This window comes from Streptomyces sp. NPDC026092, from assembly GCF_040638605.1.
Taxonomy (GTDB): domain Bacteria; phylum Actinomycetota; class Actinomycetes; order Streptomycetales; family Streptomycetaceae; genus Streptomyces.
This window is the reverse complement of the sequence record NZ_JBEZYN010000025.1, coordinates 12118-25744: the sequence shown is the minus strand read 5'-3', so window position 1 is coordinate 25744 and position 13627 is coordinate 12118. Positions and strand designations below refer to the sequence as shown.

Below are 13627 nucleotides of genomic sequence, written 5' to 3'. Positions count from 1 at the left end.
TAACTAGCCGGTCGGCAAGTAAGCACCCCGGCGGGCGTCGGTAGCACCCGGCGGGCGTCGGGAGCAGGGGACACGGGAGCAGCGGACGACATGACCACCACACCAGAAGCCAAGACGGCGCCGGAGACGGAGCAGCCGCGCAGCGTCCGCGTCGTCCTCCTCGCCCTGATGATCGCGATGCTGCTCGCGATGCTCGACAACATGATCATCGGCACCGCGATGCCGACCATCGTCGGCGAGCTCGGCGGCCTCGCGCACCTCTCCTGGGTCGTGACCGCCTACACCCTGGCCACCGCCGCCTCCACCCCGATCTGGGGCAAGCTCGGCGACATGTTCGGCCGCAAGAGCGTCTTCCTCACCTCGATCGTGATCTTCCTGGTCGGCTCGGCGCTCAGCGGCATGGCCCAGGACATGGGCCAGCTCATCGGCTTCCGCGCCGTCCAGGGCCTGGGCGCCGGCGGTCTGATGGTCGGCGTCATGGCGATCATCGGCGACCTGATCCCGCCCCGTGAGCGCGGCAAGTACCAGGGCATGATGGCCGGCGTGATGGCCCTCGCCATGATCGGCGGACCGCTGGTCGGCGGCACCATCACCGACCACTGGGGCTGGCGCTGGTCCTTCTACATCAACCTGCCGCTCGGCGCCGTCGCCCTCGCGATGGTCACCGCCGTGCTCCACCTGCCGAAGAAGGAGCGCGACCGCTCCACCCGGATCGACTTCCTCGGCGCCGGGCTGCTGACCGTCGGCATCACCGCGATCGTCCTGGTCACCACCTGGGGCGGTACGGAGTACGCCTGGGGCTCCGCGACCATCGTCGGCCTCTCGGTCACCGGTGTCCTCGCGCTCGCCGCGTTCCTCTGGGCCGAGACCCGCGCCGCCGACCCGGTCGTCCCGCTGCACATCTTCCGCAGCCGCAACTTCACCCTCATGTCGGTGATCGGCTTCCTCACCGGCTTCGTGATGTTCGGCGCGGTCCTCTTCCTGCCGCTCTTCCAGCAGTCCGTCCAGGGCGCCTCCGCGACCAACTCCGGTCTGCTGCTCCTGCCGATGCTCCTCGCGATGATGGTCGTCTCGCTGATCTCCGGCCGGATCACCACCAACAGCGGCAAGTACAAGATCTTCCCGATCATCGGTACGGCCCTGATGGTGATCGGCCTGTTCCTGCTCGCGCAGATGGACACCGACACCTCCCGCCTGACCTCCGGCGTCTACATGGCGGTGCTCGGCGCCGGCATGGGCTTCCTGATGCAGATCACGATGCTCGTCGCGCAGAACAGCGTCGAGATGAAGGACATGGGCGTCGCCTCCTCCTCGACCACGCTCTTCCGCACCCTCGGCTCCTCCTTCGGCGTCGCGATCATGGGCGCGCTCTTCACGAGCCGGGTCCAGGACGAGATGGCGTCGCGCGGCGGCTCGGAGCTGACCCAGCAGTCCGCCCAGCTCGACGCGGCCTCCCTCGCGAAGCTGCCGGAGGCGCTGCGCGAGGCGTACCAGCACGCGGTGGCCGCCGGTACGCACTCGGCCTTCCTGGTCGGCGCGGCGATCGCGGTCGTCGGCTTCGTCCTCGCCTTCCTGGTCAAGGAGGTCGCCCTGCGCGGCGCCGGACCGGAGGCGAAGAAGCCGCAGGCCACGGACGGCGAACAGGCGAAGGTCGCCGAGACGGTCTGACGAAGGCTGTACATAGGGGAGGGCCCCGGCACACCACAGGTGCCGGGGCCCTCTCACGCGTCTACAGTCGTCAGTCCGCGAAGTTGATCATCGGGAAGCTCCCCGTGTTCGTCGGCGCGTGGTCCGGCAGCCAGAGCACCGCGATCGCGCCGCCCGCCCCCCGCGGCGTGCCCTCCGGAGCCGCGTTGCGGAAGGTCAGCCGGGCCCCGAGGACCCGGGCCTGCCCCGCCGCGATCGTCAGGCCGAGCCCGTGGCCGTGCCCCGCGCGGTCGCTCGCACCGGTACGGAACCGGCTCGGGCCCTCGCGCAGCAGCGCCTCGGGGAAGCCGGGGCCGTGGTCCCGGACCCGTACCACCCGGCCCTCGACCGTGACCTCGACCGGCCGCGCGGGCCCGTCCGCCCCCGCCGGGGGCTTGCCGTGCTTGGCCGCGTTGGCCAGCAGGTTGCCGAGGATCCGCTCCAGGCGCCGGGGGTCCGTGCTCACCCAGGACTCGTGCACCACGTGCACGACCGCCTCCGGGTCGAGCGCCCGCACCCGGCGCTCCACGAACTCCCCGAGGGCGATCTCCTGGAGCTCGGCGCGCTCCGAGGCGCTGTCGAGGCGGGCGACCTCCAGGACGTCCTCGACCAGCGTGCGCATGGCCTGCGCCCGGTCCCGTACGAGTTCGGTGGGGCGCCCCGGAGGCAGCAGCTCCGCCGCCGTGAGCAGCCCGGTCACCGGGGTGCGCAGCTCGTGCGCGATGTCGGCGGTGACCCGGCGCTCGGCCTCGATCCGCTCCTGGAGCGCGTCGGTCAGAGCGTCCACGGCCCGGGCCAGCTCGTCGGTCTCGTCGCGGACGACTCCGCCGATCGCGTCCCGTACCCGTACGTCCGTATTGCCCTGCGCGACCCGGCCGGCCGCGGCGGCGGCCTTGCGGAGCCGGCGCGAGAGCTGGCCGCCGATGAGCACACCGAGCGCGCAGCCGCCGAAGACGACGGAGACGGAGCCGATGATCAGGGCGCGGTCGAGATCCTTCATGATCGCCGCGCTGCGGTCGGCGAACGGGATGTGCAGGGACAGCACGTCGCCGTTGGCGAGCGGCACGGCCGCCCAGACGTCCGGCGGACCGCCGTGGCTGTGCTCCTGGACGAACGTGCCGCGCCGCTTGTCGCGCATCAGCTGGTCGAGCTGGGGCGGCAGCATCGGGTCGTTGATCTTGGTGCCGAACCGGGGCTCCTTCGGCTTGGAGCTCTCGTACATCCGCTGCGCGAAGAGGAGCCGCTCCATCTGCACCTCGCGCGCGTTGTCGAGCATCGAGACGCGCGCCGAGTTGTGGACGACCAGGCTGAGCGTGACCGCGATGAGCGCGCCGACGGCCGCGATGGCGACGGCGATCTTCCAGCGCACACCGGTACGGAGGGCCGGCGGCCTCACCTGCCGACCTGCTTCTCACACATCGGCGGAGGTCATCCTTTGCGTCATCCCCTGCGTCATCCCTTGAGCTTGTAGCCGAAGCCGCGGACCGTCTCGATCCGGTCCTGGCCGATCTTGGTGCGCAGCCGCTGCACATGGACGTCCACCACCCGGGTGTCGCCGCCCCAGCCGTAGTCCCAGACCCGCTCCAGGAGCTTGTCCCGCGACAGGACCGTGCCCGGCGCGGACGAGAACTCGAGTAGCAGCCGCATCTCCGTCGGCGTCAGGCCCACGGGCGCGCCGCCCCTGCGGACCTCCATGCCCTCGGTGTCGACCTCCAGGTCCCCGAAGACCAGCAGGCCGCCCTCCGGCCCGTCGTCCTCGCCCGCGTCGCCGGGCGCCGGGCCGCCGGCGTGGCCGAAGCGGCGCAGCACGGCCCGGATCCGGGCCACGAGCACGGAACCGTCGAAGGGCTTGGTCACATAGTCGTCGGCCCCGGCCTCCAGGCCGAGGACGACGTCGATGGAGTCGGCGCGCGCGGAGAGCATGATCACGGGCACGGTCGACTCGTCGCGGATGCGGCGGCACAGGCTCACGCCGTCCATGCCGGGCAGCATCACGTCGAGCAGCGCGATGTCGGGGCGGTCCGCCCGGAACGCCTCCAGGCCCGACAGGCCGTCGGGCATGGCGGTCACCACGAAGCCGTCCCGCTCCAGCGCCAGCTGGGTGGCTTCGCGGATGACGTCGTCGTCCTCGACGAACAGCACATGGGTCTCGGCCATCGCGCGCCCTCTCACTTCACGTTCTCGTCCCACCGCGGCTCTTGTTCCACCGCGGCTCCCGTTCAACCGGGCTCTCGTTCAGCTGCCGCTCGGCTCGGGCGTCGGCGGGACGTCGAGCCCCCCGTCGCCGACCGCGCGGCTGTAGTCGTTGTGCACCCAGTCGTGCTGGGTGAACTTGCTGCCCGACCAGCGGTACGTGATCACGTCCTCGCCGGAGGGGTAGGCCACCGGGTCGCCCTTCGCGTACACCTGCTTGGTCACGACCAGGTCGCCCCGGTCGATCGTGGCGTACACGGCCGCGTCCTCGACCATGTAGACGTTCTTGTAGCCGTCGCCGTTCTCGCGGTACACGAACGTGCCGATACCGACGGCGTCACCGCAGGTCATCACGTTGACGACGACATCGGGCGAAGTCCCGTTCGTCAGGTTCCCGTACGAGGTGTCCACGGGGTACTGGTCGGCGACGCAGGGCTTCAGATCGTCCTTCAGCCGCGAGCCGATCTTCGGGTCGGCCTTGAGCAGCGCGATCGGGTCGACCCGCTTGGCGGGCATCTGACCGGAGGAGGGGGAGGGGGAGGTCGGCGCGGGGACGGCCGAGGCCACCTCGTCCGTACGGGCGGCGCCCTCGTCCCGGGAGCCCGTACCGCCGGTGGAGCAGGCGGTCATGAGCACGGCGACGGCGGCGAGCACGGCCACCGCCGTGATGCTCGCCGCCGTGAAGGTCCGGCGGCGCGGGCCGCCGGGCCCGTCGTCGCCGTCGATTCTGGCGCCTAGGCCGCGCACCGGTCCTGCCCCCGTTCGTGACGTCGTACGGTCGAGCGCTCCAGAGCACGGGCGTCCTCGACGCCACGGCTCTCCAGTTCCTGGCGCAGTCGGGCCAGGGCGCGGTGGAGCGTGGACTTCACCGTACCCGTCGACATGCCGAGCGCGGCGGCCGTCTCCTCCGTGCTCATCTGTTCCCAGTGCCGCAGGACGACGACGCTGCGCTGCTTCGGGGCGAGTACCTTGAGGATGTCCATGAGGAGCGCGCGGTCGGCGTGCTGCTCGGTGGCGTCGTCGACGGACGCGTCGGGCAGCTGCTCGGTGGGGACCTCGTCGAGCTTGCGCGCCCGCCACCACTCGGTCCGGGTGTTGATCATCACCCGGCGGAGGTAGGCGTCGGCGAGCGACTTGTCCGCGATGCCGTCCCAGCGGCCGTACGTCCGGACGAGAGCGGTCTGGAGGAGGTCCTGGGCGTCGACCGGGTCGGGCACGAGCCGGCGGGCACTGCGCAGCAGCGCGTCCTGCCGAGTCCGTACGTACTCCTCGAAGTCGAGCACCTCGCCGTGCGACATACCGACCGCCTCCATCCCCGTGACCAGCTCGTTTGCTTGACGTCGATGACGCTACGGAGCTGTTGTCACGAGGTTGTGCGCCCCAGCCGTCGGCGGACGCACGGCTGTCCATCGGTTGTGTAACAGGGCGCTGGAGTGGGTATAGGGCGGGGCTCGGCGGGGTGGGTGCGGGGTGGGTCCCGGGTTCGGGTGCCGCCTGTTCGTGTTGAGCCGGTTCGACCGCGTCCCGGCCCGCGCGGAGGCACGGGCCCGCTCCGGCCTCACCCCTGCGGCAGGCGGTACTCCGCGTTCTCCAGGGGCTCCACCAGGCCGTCCGCGACCAGGCCGTCGAGGGCGCGGGCGCGCTGCACCGGCTCGTCCCAGACCGCGTCGAGGGCGGCCTGTGACACAGGGCCCGCCGAGTCCCGCAGCACGGCGAGCAGGCGGCCGCGCACCTGGCGGTCGGTGCCCGCGTACGTCTGTCCGCGCCGGGGCGGCCCGTCGTGAGCGGGCTTTCCGGCCAGTCGCCACGCGCACCGGTCGGCGATCGGGCACCGCGCGCAGTCCTCGTTCTTCGCCGTGCACACCAGCGCGCCCAGCTCCATCGAGGCCGCCGCCCAGCGCGCCGCCGTGCCCTCGTCCTCGGGGAGCAGCTCCCGGGCGAGCCTGCGTTCGGCGGCGGTCGTGGCGTTCGGCGGGTACTGCACGCCGGTCGCCGCCCGCGCGAAGACCCGGCGCACGTTCGTGTCGAGGACCGGATACCGCTGCCCGTACGCGAACGAGGCCACCGCCGCCGCCGTGTACTCCCCGATCCCGGGCAGCGCGAGCAGCGCCGCGTGCTCGCGCGGCACATCGCCGCCGTGCCGCTCCGTTATGGCCACCGCCGCCGCGTGCAGCCGCAGCGCGCGGCGCGGGTAGCCGAGCCGGCCCCAGGCGCGGACGGCCTCGCCCGGCGCGTCGGCGGCCAGGTCGGCCGGGCGCGGCCAGCGCGCCAGCCACTGCTCGTACACCGGCAGGACCCGGACGACCGGGGTCTGCTGGAGCATGAACTCGCTGACCATCACGGACCACGCCCCCGCCTCGGGGCGCCGCCAGGGCAGGTCGCGGGCGTGCCGGTCGAACCAGGCGAGGACGGGCCCGTGCAGCGCGGCGGGCGCCGCGCCGGCCGGGGCTTCGAACGCGGTCGACACGGAGGCCGCCACGGCGGTGGAAACGGCTGTGGACGCGGGGGAGGAGGCATCGGTGGAAGTCATCGCACTCCGATCCTGGCACGTCCGGCACACGTCCGACGCCCGCCCCACGCGCGTTCAGTACGCGCCGTGGCGTACGCCCCCGGGGCGCGGGGAGGCATGCGAGCGCGGCCCGCGCCCCGCGCACCACACCACGGCGCCGTTCCGGCTCGATCGCGCCGTCTCCACCAGCGCCCGGACCGGCCGGTTCGCCCCCTTGACGACCAGGAACGCGACCGCCCCGCCGACCATCAGGCCGACGACCACGTCGTGCGGGTAGTGGACGCCCACGAAGACCCGGGAGAACGCCATGAGCAGCGCCATCGGCACGGTCAGCCACACGAGCCCGCGCCAGGACAGCGCGAGCGCCACGGCCGCCGCCCCCGCGATGGCGGCGTGGTTGCTGGGGAAGGACCAGTCGCCGGTCGGCGGGCACGGCACGAGCGAGGCGGGCGCGCCGACGACCGCCCGGCACGGACGCTCCTCGTCCACCACCGACTTGAGCGCCTCGCTCACCACGTACCCGAAGGCCGTCGCGAGCGGGGCGAGCAGCGCGAGCGCCATCGCGCCGCCCTGCGCGGACCTGGCGCGCCACCAGCCGGCCAGGAACAGCACGCCGAAGAGGAGCAGCCCGGCCTCCGTCCACACCTCGGCGAGCAGCCGGAACCAGTGCGGGGTGGAGTGGGCGAAGTCCGTGACGTCGCGATAGAGATCGTCGGAGACGGTGTCGAGGGTGTCCATGGCAGGCGACGCTAGGCGCCGGCCGATGCCCTCCACCCGGGCCGAAGGACCACGACCACCCCTGACGAAAGTGGGGTGGATGTGATCATCGGCAAAACTTGATGCCTGGGGCGGCGGGTGGGGCGGGAGTTGGCGCCGATCTCTCGTAAGGTTCGTGGCGTGGGATCACTGCGCAATCCGGTCGGGCCGCTTCCCTCCTCCATCTACTGGCGACGGAGGGCGGTCGCGCTGTGCCTGATCGCCCTCGTGGCACTGGTCGCCCTCTGGGTCGTCACCTCCGGTGGCGGCGGCGGGAAGAAGGGCAACGACGCCGCCAACGGCTCTTCTCCCGCGCCCTCGATCACCCCCGGGCCGTCCGGCTCCGGTCCTGCGATCAGCCAACACCCGGGCGGCCGCGACGAGTCGGGCGACTCCGGTGACAACTCCGGTGGCGACGGCGGTACGGACGCGGGGGCGAGCGCCGGTACGAGCACGGGCGCGGACGCCGGCGCCGAGGGCGGCGGCAAGAACGGCGACACCGACGGCGGGGGCGGCGACGGCGGTGCGGGTACGGGCGCGGGGCAGCAGGTTCCGGCCAATTCTCCGCTGCCGAACTGCGCCCCCGGCGCACTCCAGTTGACCCTGCGCAGCGCCAAGGTCTCGTACGCGCCGGGCGAGAAGCCGCGCTTCCAGCTGGTCGCCAAGAACACCTCGGCCACCGAGTGCAAGGCCGATTTCGGCCCGAAGAGCGCGGTCCTGACGATCAGTGACAACAAGGACGACGAGGTCTGGTCCTCGCAGGACTGCCCGCGCCCGGCCGACGCCGTCCTGCTCCGGATCCCGGCGGGCTCCACGATCACGCACACCGTGGAGTGGGACCGCGCCCGGAGCGCCCCGCAGTGCGCCACGCCCCCGGCGGGCCCGGTGGGGCCGGGAACGTACCTGGCGGAGGCGGCCGTGCCGGGCGTGAAGGTGACTCCGGCCGTGTTCACGCTGGCGAAGGACTGACGCCACGCGGAAGGGGCGGTACGGGATCCGATCCCGTACCGCCCCTTCCGCGTGCTGTGCGCGCCCTTAGGCCTGCGCGCTCCTAGACGTACCGCTCCAGGATCGAGGACTCCGCGAGCCGGGAGAGGCCCTCGCGGACGCTGCGCGCCCGCGCCTCGCCGACGCCGTCGACGGTCTGGAGGTCGTCCACGCTGGCCGCGAGCAGCTTCTGCAGGCCGCCGAAGTGCTCCACGAGCCGCTCGATGATCGCGCCGGGCAGCCGCGGGACCTTGGCGAGGAGCCGGTAGCCGCGCGGCGAGACCGCGGAGTCGAGGGTCTCGGGGGAGCCGCTGTAGCCCAGGGCGCGGGCCACGATGGGCAGTTCGAGCAGCTCGGCGTGGGAGAGCGCGTCGAGCTCGGTGAGCGCCTCCGCGACCGTGCGCGAGCGCTTGGCCGTCGGCTCCGGCACGTAGTCCCGGACGACGAGCTCGCGCTCGGGCTCCACGCCCGCGATCAACTCGTCCAGCTGGAGCGAGAGAAGCCGGCCGTCGGTGCCGAGCTCGACGACGTACTCGGCGATCTCGGTGGCGATCCGGCGGACCATCTCCAGGCGCTGGGCGACGGCCGTGACGTCCCGGACGGTCACCAGGTCCTCGATCTCCAGGGCGGAGAGCGTGCCGGCGACCTCGTCGAGCCGGAGCTTGTACCGCTCCAGGGTCGCGAGGGCCTGGTTGGCCCGGGAGAGGATCGCGGCGGACTCCTCCAGGACGCGGCGCTCACCGTTCACGTAGATCGCGATGAGCCGCATCGACTGGGAGACCGAGACGACCGGGAAGTTGCACTGCTTGGAGACCCGGTCCGCCGTGCGGTGGCGGGTGCCGGTCTCCTCGGTGTGGATGGAGGCGTCCGGAACGAGCTGGACACCGGCCCGGTGGATCTTGGAGATGTCCTTGTCGAGGACGAGCCCGCCGTCGAGCTTGCACAGCTCGCGCAGGCGCGTCGCCGTGAACTCCACGTCGAGCACGAAGCCGCCGGTGCACATCGAGTCCACCGTCTTGTCCATGCCGAGCACGATCAGACCACCGGTGTTGCCCCGCAGAACGCGCTCGAGGCCGTCACGCAGTGCGGTGCCGGGAGCGACCGCGCTGAGGGCCGCGCGCATCAGCGCTTCGTTCCCGTCCTTGGCTGCCACTGCTCTCCTCCGGCTCGTACGGATGGGCGAGACCAGGGCAAAGTCTAGCGACACCGCCCCGCGCGGGATTCGCACACCGTTTGCACCCGTCCGTCAGGACCCCTCCGCGGGCCGCCTTCCCCGCGGCAGCACCCTCAGCGCGTCGCCCATGTCGGCCACCTCCGTGACCTTCATTCCCGCCGGGATCTTCCCCGGATCGGTGGGAACCAATGCGTGGGTGAAGCCCAGGCGGTGCGCCTCCGCGAGCCGCCGCTGCACGCCCGTCACCCGCCGGACCTCGCCCGCGAGGCCCACCTCGCCGATCGCGACGAGGTTCTTCGGGAGGGGCGTGTCGCTGGCGGCGGAGGCCAGCGCGAGCGCGATGGCCAGGTCGGCGGCGGGCTCGGAGAGCTTCACACCGCCCACCGTCGCCGAGTAGATGTCCCGCTTGCCCAGCGCGGTGATCCGGCCGCGCTGCTCCAGGACGGCCAGCATCATCGAGACCCGGGAGGTCTCCAGGCCCGAGGTGGTCCGCCGGGGCGAGGGGATCTGGGAGTCGACGGTCAGCGCCTGCACCTCGGCCACCAGCGGCCGGCGGCCCTCCAGGGTGACCGTCAGACACGTGCCGGGCACGGCCACGTCGCGCCGGGTCAGGAAGAGGCCCGAGGGGTCGGCCAGGCCCGTGATGCCCTCGTCGTGCAGCTCGAAGCAGCCGACCTCGTCCGTCGCCCCGTACCGGTTCTTCACGCCCCGGACCAGGCGCAGGCGCGCGTGCCGGTCGCCCTCGAAGCTCAGGACGACGTCGACCAGGTGCTCCAGGAGGCGGGGCCCCGCGATGGCGCCGTCCTTGGTGACGTGGCCCACGAGGAGCGTGGACATGCCCCGCTCCTTGGAGGCCCGGATCAGGGCCCCGGCGACCTCGCGCACCTGGGCCATGCCGCCCGGCGCCCCGTCGATCTCCGGGGAGGCGACGGTCTGCACCGAGTCCATGATCAGCAGGGACGGCTTCACGGCGTCGAGGTGCCCGAGCACGGCGGACAGGTCGGTCTCGGCGGCCAGGTACAGGTGCTCGCTCAGCGCGTTGATCCGGTCGGCCCGCATCCGGACCTGGCTCGCGGACTCCTCACCGGTCACGTACAGCGTGCGGTGCTCGTCGCTGGCCGCCTTCGCGGCGACGTCGAGCAGCAGCGTGGACTTGCCGACGCCGGGCTCGCCCGCGAGCAGGACGACCGCGCCGGGCACCAGTCCGCCGCCCAGGACCCGGTCCAGCTCGTCCACGCCCGTGGAGCGCGCGGTGGCCTGGCGGCCGTCGACCTGGCCGATGGGAAGCGCGGCGGTGGAGACCCGGCCGGCGGCGGTGGTGCGGACGGCGGGCGCGCCGTACTCCTCGACCGTCCCCCAGGCCTGGCACTCGGGGCAACGGCCGAGCCATTTGGCGGTCGTCCAACCGCACTCGGTGCAGCGGTAGGACGGCCGGTCCTTGGCGGATTTCGTACGGGCAGCCATGCGCCACACCGTAGCCGCCCCCACTGACAGCGGACGCGGAGCCGGGAGCGGGGGCGGTCCGACGGCGGTCCCACGCCGCCCTCGCGGCAGCGGAATGCCGTGTTCGTGTCCCCTTTTGAGGGATACCTTCACCCGTAAGGATTAAAAGAGTTCAAGCGGTACGAAGACCCCGCCCCGCCCTGCCTACGGTCGCCCAGTGACGAGCAGCAGGCTGGAACCCCCCACCCACACCACCGGCGCACACCGGGCGCACCGGCGGGCGGCCGAAAGCCCCCGCACACTCGGCCAGCACCCGCCCGCCCGCTACGAGGCGTATCTGGACGGCCTGTTCACCTACTGCCTCTCGGTGCTCTGCGACCACGACGCCGCGACCGCCGTCCTCGGCGATGTCCTCGCCGTCGCCGAGCGCCACCGCGGGCGCTGCCCGTCCGACGAGGACGGGCGCAGGGCCTGGCTGTACGCGCTCGCCCGCTGGGCCTGTCTGCGCAGCCTCGGCGAGCAGCGCGCCAAGCGGCAGGGCGCGCACACCGGCCGCCCGCCGGTCGCCGCGCCCGAGCCGACCCGGGTCTCCGAGGAGGTCGCCGAGCGACGCCGCGCCGAACTGGCCGTCCTCGCCTGGCCGGAGGCCGCCGGCACCACTCCCGAGCAGCGCGAGGCGCTGGAGCTCGCCGTCCGGCACGGCCTCAGCCACCGCGCGGTCGCCGCCGTGCTCTCCCTCGACCCGCTCGCCGCCCGCGAGCTGCTCTCCTCGGCCGCCTGCGAGGTCGAGCGCACCCGGGCCGCCCTCGCGGTCGTCGAGACCGGCAACTGCCCCACCGTCGCCCGGCTCACCGGCGACCACCAGGTGCTGCTCTCCACGGCCCTGCGCGCCGAGCTCGTCCGCCACGTCGACGACTGCCCGCGCTGCCGCCGGGCCGCCGAGCGGGCGGGTGCGAGCGGCCCGTGGCCCGGCGCGACCACGCCCACCCCGGCCCGGCTCCCGCTGGTCGAGGCGCCCAGGGCGGCCGCGTACGTGGCGATGCTGCACGCCCCACGCGCGCGTGCGGGCGCCCCGCGCTTCGGGCCCGCGGGCTTCCCCCTGGACCCCAAGGACCACGCGGCCCGCCGCGACCGGATGCGGGCCCGCGCGGTGACGACCACCGTCGTGGCCGCCGTCGTCGCGGCCCCCGTCCTCGCCCTCTGGGCCTCGTACCGCAGCGGTCCCGTCGCGGGCGAGGCCCGCGCCGGCGCCCCGGTCAGCGCGAGCGAGGCGGACGAACCGGCGGGCCTCGACGGCTCCCCGTACGACCACTACGAGAACGCGGGCAACGCCCGCACCACCCCCGACCCGCGCTTCACCCAGGGCAGCCGGTCCCCGGACGTCTCGGTCGAGGTGATCAGCCCCGGCGGCCCCGTGGGTCCCTCGGCGCCGGGCGAGGCGAGCCCCGGCCGGATCACGGTCACGGCCCGGGGCAACGGCGACACCACCCTGCTCACCCTCACCGCCTCCGGCGGCTCGCCCGTCTCCTGGGCGCTCTGGTCGGACGCGCCCTGGCTGTACGTGGACCGGGCCTCGGGCACGCTGCGCCCGGGCGAGTCGGTGACGGTACGGATCTCCGTCGACCAGGCGCGCGAACCGGCGGGCGCCTGGTCCGCCCGGGTCGGCGTGAACCCGTCGGGCGCGGTCGTACGGATCGACGGTCGCGGGGCGACCACCCCGGCGCCCCCGACGACGGAGGAGCCCCCGCCGACCACAGAGGAGCCGACGACTCCGCCGCCCACGACGGAGCCCCCGACGACACCCCCGACGACGGAGCCGACGACACCCCCGCCCACCGAGGAGCCGACGACCCCGCCGCCCACGACGGACCCGACCCCGACGACGGAGCCCCCGACGTCCACGGACCCGGGAACCCCGAGCGGCTCGGACTCCCCGCCCGCCTCCTAGGAGCGCGGCGGGTCCGCCGGGTGCGGGGCCAGCAGCGGCAGCTGGGAGGCGAGCCGCGCCTCGCACAGCTCGACCAGCACGTCGTACCCCGCCTTGCCCATCAGCTCGGTCAGCTCCGGCCGGTACGTCACGTACACCGGATCCCCGGCCCCGTGCGCCGAGGTCGCCGACGTGCACCACCAGTGCAGGTCGTGACCGCCCGGGCCCCAGCCCCGCCGGTCGTACTCGCCGATCGACACCTGCAGGATCCGGGTGTCGTCGGGCCGGTCGATCCACTCGTACGTCCGGCGCACCGGCAGCTGCCAGCAGACGTCAGGCTTGGTCTCCAGCGGCTCCTTGCCCTCCTTGAGGGCGAGGATGTGCAGCGAGCAGCCGGCGCCGCCCGCGAACCCGGGCCGGTTCTGGAAGATGCAGGACCCCTTCCAGCGCCGGGTCTGCCGGTCGCCGTCGTCGTCGAGCTGGACCCAGCCCGAGTCCGTACCGACGTCGTGGAACTGCCACAGTTCCGGCGTGAGCCGCTCCACGTACGAGGCGACCCGCTGCTCGTCCTCCTCGTCCGAGAAGTGCGCGCCGAGCGTGCAGCAGCCGTCGTCGGCGCGGCCCGCCTGGATGCCCTGGCAGCCGCTGCCGAAGATGCACGTCCAGCGCGAGGTCAGCCAGGTCAGGTCGCAGCGGAAGATCTGCTCGTCGTCGGCCGGGTCGGGAAACTCGACCCAGGCGCGCGCGAAGTCCAGCCCCTTCTCGTCCGGCTCGCTGCCCACTCCGGACACCGTGCCCTGCTTGATCGTGACCTTGGAGGCCTTCGCGGCTTCCTTCGAGGCCTTGGAGTCCTTGGAGGTCTTGAGGTCCTTGGGGGGCTTGGGAGACTTCGTGGCGCTGTCGCCGCCGCTGTCTTTGCCCGGCTTCGCCTTTTTCGTCTTTGGCACACGCC

The 13627-nt window shown here is 73.2% G+C and carries 12 protein-coding genes; 3 read left to right on the top strand and 9 right to left on the bottom strand.

The genetic code is table 11. The annotated features are described in order from the left end of the window. The first annotated feature begins 90 nt into the window (after positions 1 to 90). Positions 91 to 1668 (top strand): MDR family MFS transporter, encoded by a 1578-nt coding sequence (locus AB0F56_RS31090; RefSeq protein ID WP_362015675.1) that lies wholly within the window; start codon positions 91 to 93, stop codon positions 1666 to 1668. Between the two features lie 70 nt (positions 1669 to 1738). Here the strand turns inward: AB0F56_RS31090 and cseC are convergent, their stop codons facing one another. From cseC to AB0F56_RS31060, 6 genes are all read right to left on the bottom strand, one after another. Then, a complete protein-coding gene (cseC, locus tag AB0F56_RS31085; protein ID WP_362015673.1) occupies positions 1739 to 3082 on the bottom strand; it encodes a two-component system sensor histidine kinase CseC in 1344 nt (447 codons plus the stop codon). Between the two features lie 56 nt (positions 3083 to 3138). After that, positions 3139 to 3843 carry a two-component system response regulator CseB gene (gene cseB, locus AB0F56_RS31080; RefSeq protein WP_362015671.1) on the bottom strand — a complete coding sequence of 235 codons (705 nt, stop codon included), beginning with the start codon at positions 3841 to 3843 and terminating at the stop codon, positions 3139 to 3141. Between the two features lie 78 nt (positions 3844 to 3921). Further along, a complete protein-coding gene (locus AB0F56_RS31075) occupies positions 3922 to 4626 on the bottom strand; it encodes a hypothetical protein (protein ID WP_362015668.1) in 705 nt (234 codons plus the stop codon). Next, positions 4614 to 5177, bottom strand: coding sequence for a SigE family RNA polymerase sigma factor (locus AB0F56_RS31070; RefSeq protein WP_362015665.1), 564 nt, complete (start codon positions 5175 to 5177; stop codon positions 4614 to 4616). Before AB0F56_RS31070 ends, AB0F56_RS31075 begins: the two co-directional genes overlap by 13 nt. Positions 5178 to 5437: 260 nt before the next feature. Next, entirely contained in the window at positions 5438 to 6409 is a 972-nt protein-coding gene (locus AB0F56_RS31065; RefSeq protein WP_362015662.1) for an A/G-specific adenine glycosylase, read from the bottom strand. Between the two features lie 54 nt (positions 6410 to 6463). After that, entirely contained in the window at positions 6464 to 7126 is a 663-nt protein-coding gene (locus tag AB0F56_RS31060) for a phosphatase PAP2 family protein (RefSeq protein ID WP_362015659.1), read from the bottom strand. Between the two features lie 159 nt (positions 7127 to 7285). On the opposite strand from AB0F56_RS31060, the gene AB0F56_RS31055 reads away from it, so the two are divergent. After that, a complete protein-coding gene (locus AB0F56_RS31055; RefSeq protein WP_362015656.1) occupies positions 7286 to 8113 on the top strand; it encodes a hypothetical protein in 828 nt (275 codons plus the stop codon). A gap of 82 nt (positions 8114 to 8195) precedes the next feature. Here AB0F56_RS31055 and disA read toward each other — a convergent pair whose 3' ends face one another. Both disA and radA read right to left on the bottom strand, forming a co-directional pair. Beyond that, entirely contained in the window at positions 8196 to 9254 is a 1059-nt protein-coding gene (gene disA, locus AB0F56_RS31050; RefSeq protein WP_362015852.1) for a DNA integrity scanning diadenylate cyclase DisA, read from the bottom strand. 123 nt (positions 9255 to 9377) lie between these two features. Continuing rightward, entirely contained in the window at positions 9378 to 10769 is a 1392-nt protein-coding gene (radA, locus tag AB0F56_RS31045) for a DNA repair protein RadA (protein ID WP_362015654.1), read from the bottom strand. 196 nt (positions 10770 to 10965) lie between these two features. Here radA and AB0F56_RS31040 point away from each other — a divergent pair, with 196 nt between their 5' ends. Continuing rightward, entirely contained in the window at positions 10966 to 12696 is a 1731-nt protein-coding gene (locus tag AB0F56_RS31040) for a hypothetical protein (RefSeq protein ID WP_362015652.1), read from the top strand. Here AB0F56_RS31040 and AB0F56_RS31035 read toward each other — a convergent pair. Beyond that, positions 12693 to 13622 (bottom strand): hypothetical protein, encoded by a 930-nt coding sequence (locus AB0F56_RS31035; RefSeq protein WP_362015650.1) that lies wholly within the window; start codon positions 13620 to 13622, stop codon positions 12693 to 12695. The genes AB0F56_RS31040 and AB0F56_RS31035 overlap by 4 nt on opposite strands. Positions 13623 to 13627: the final 5 nt, after the last annotated feature.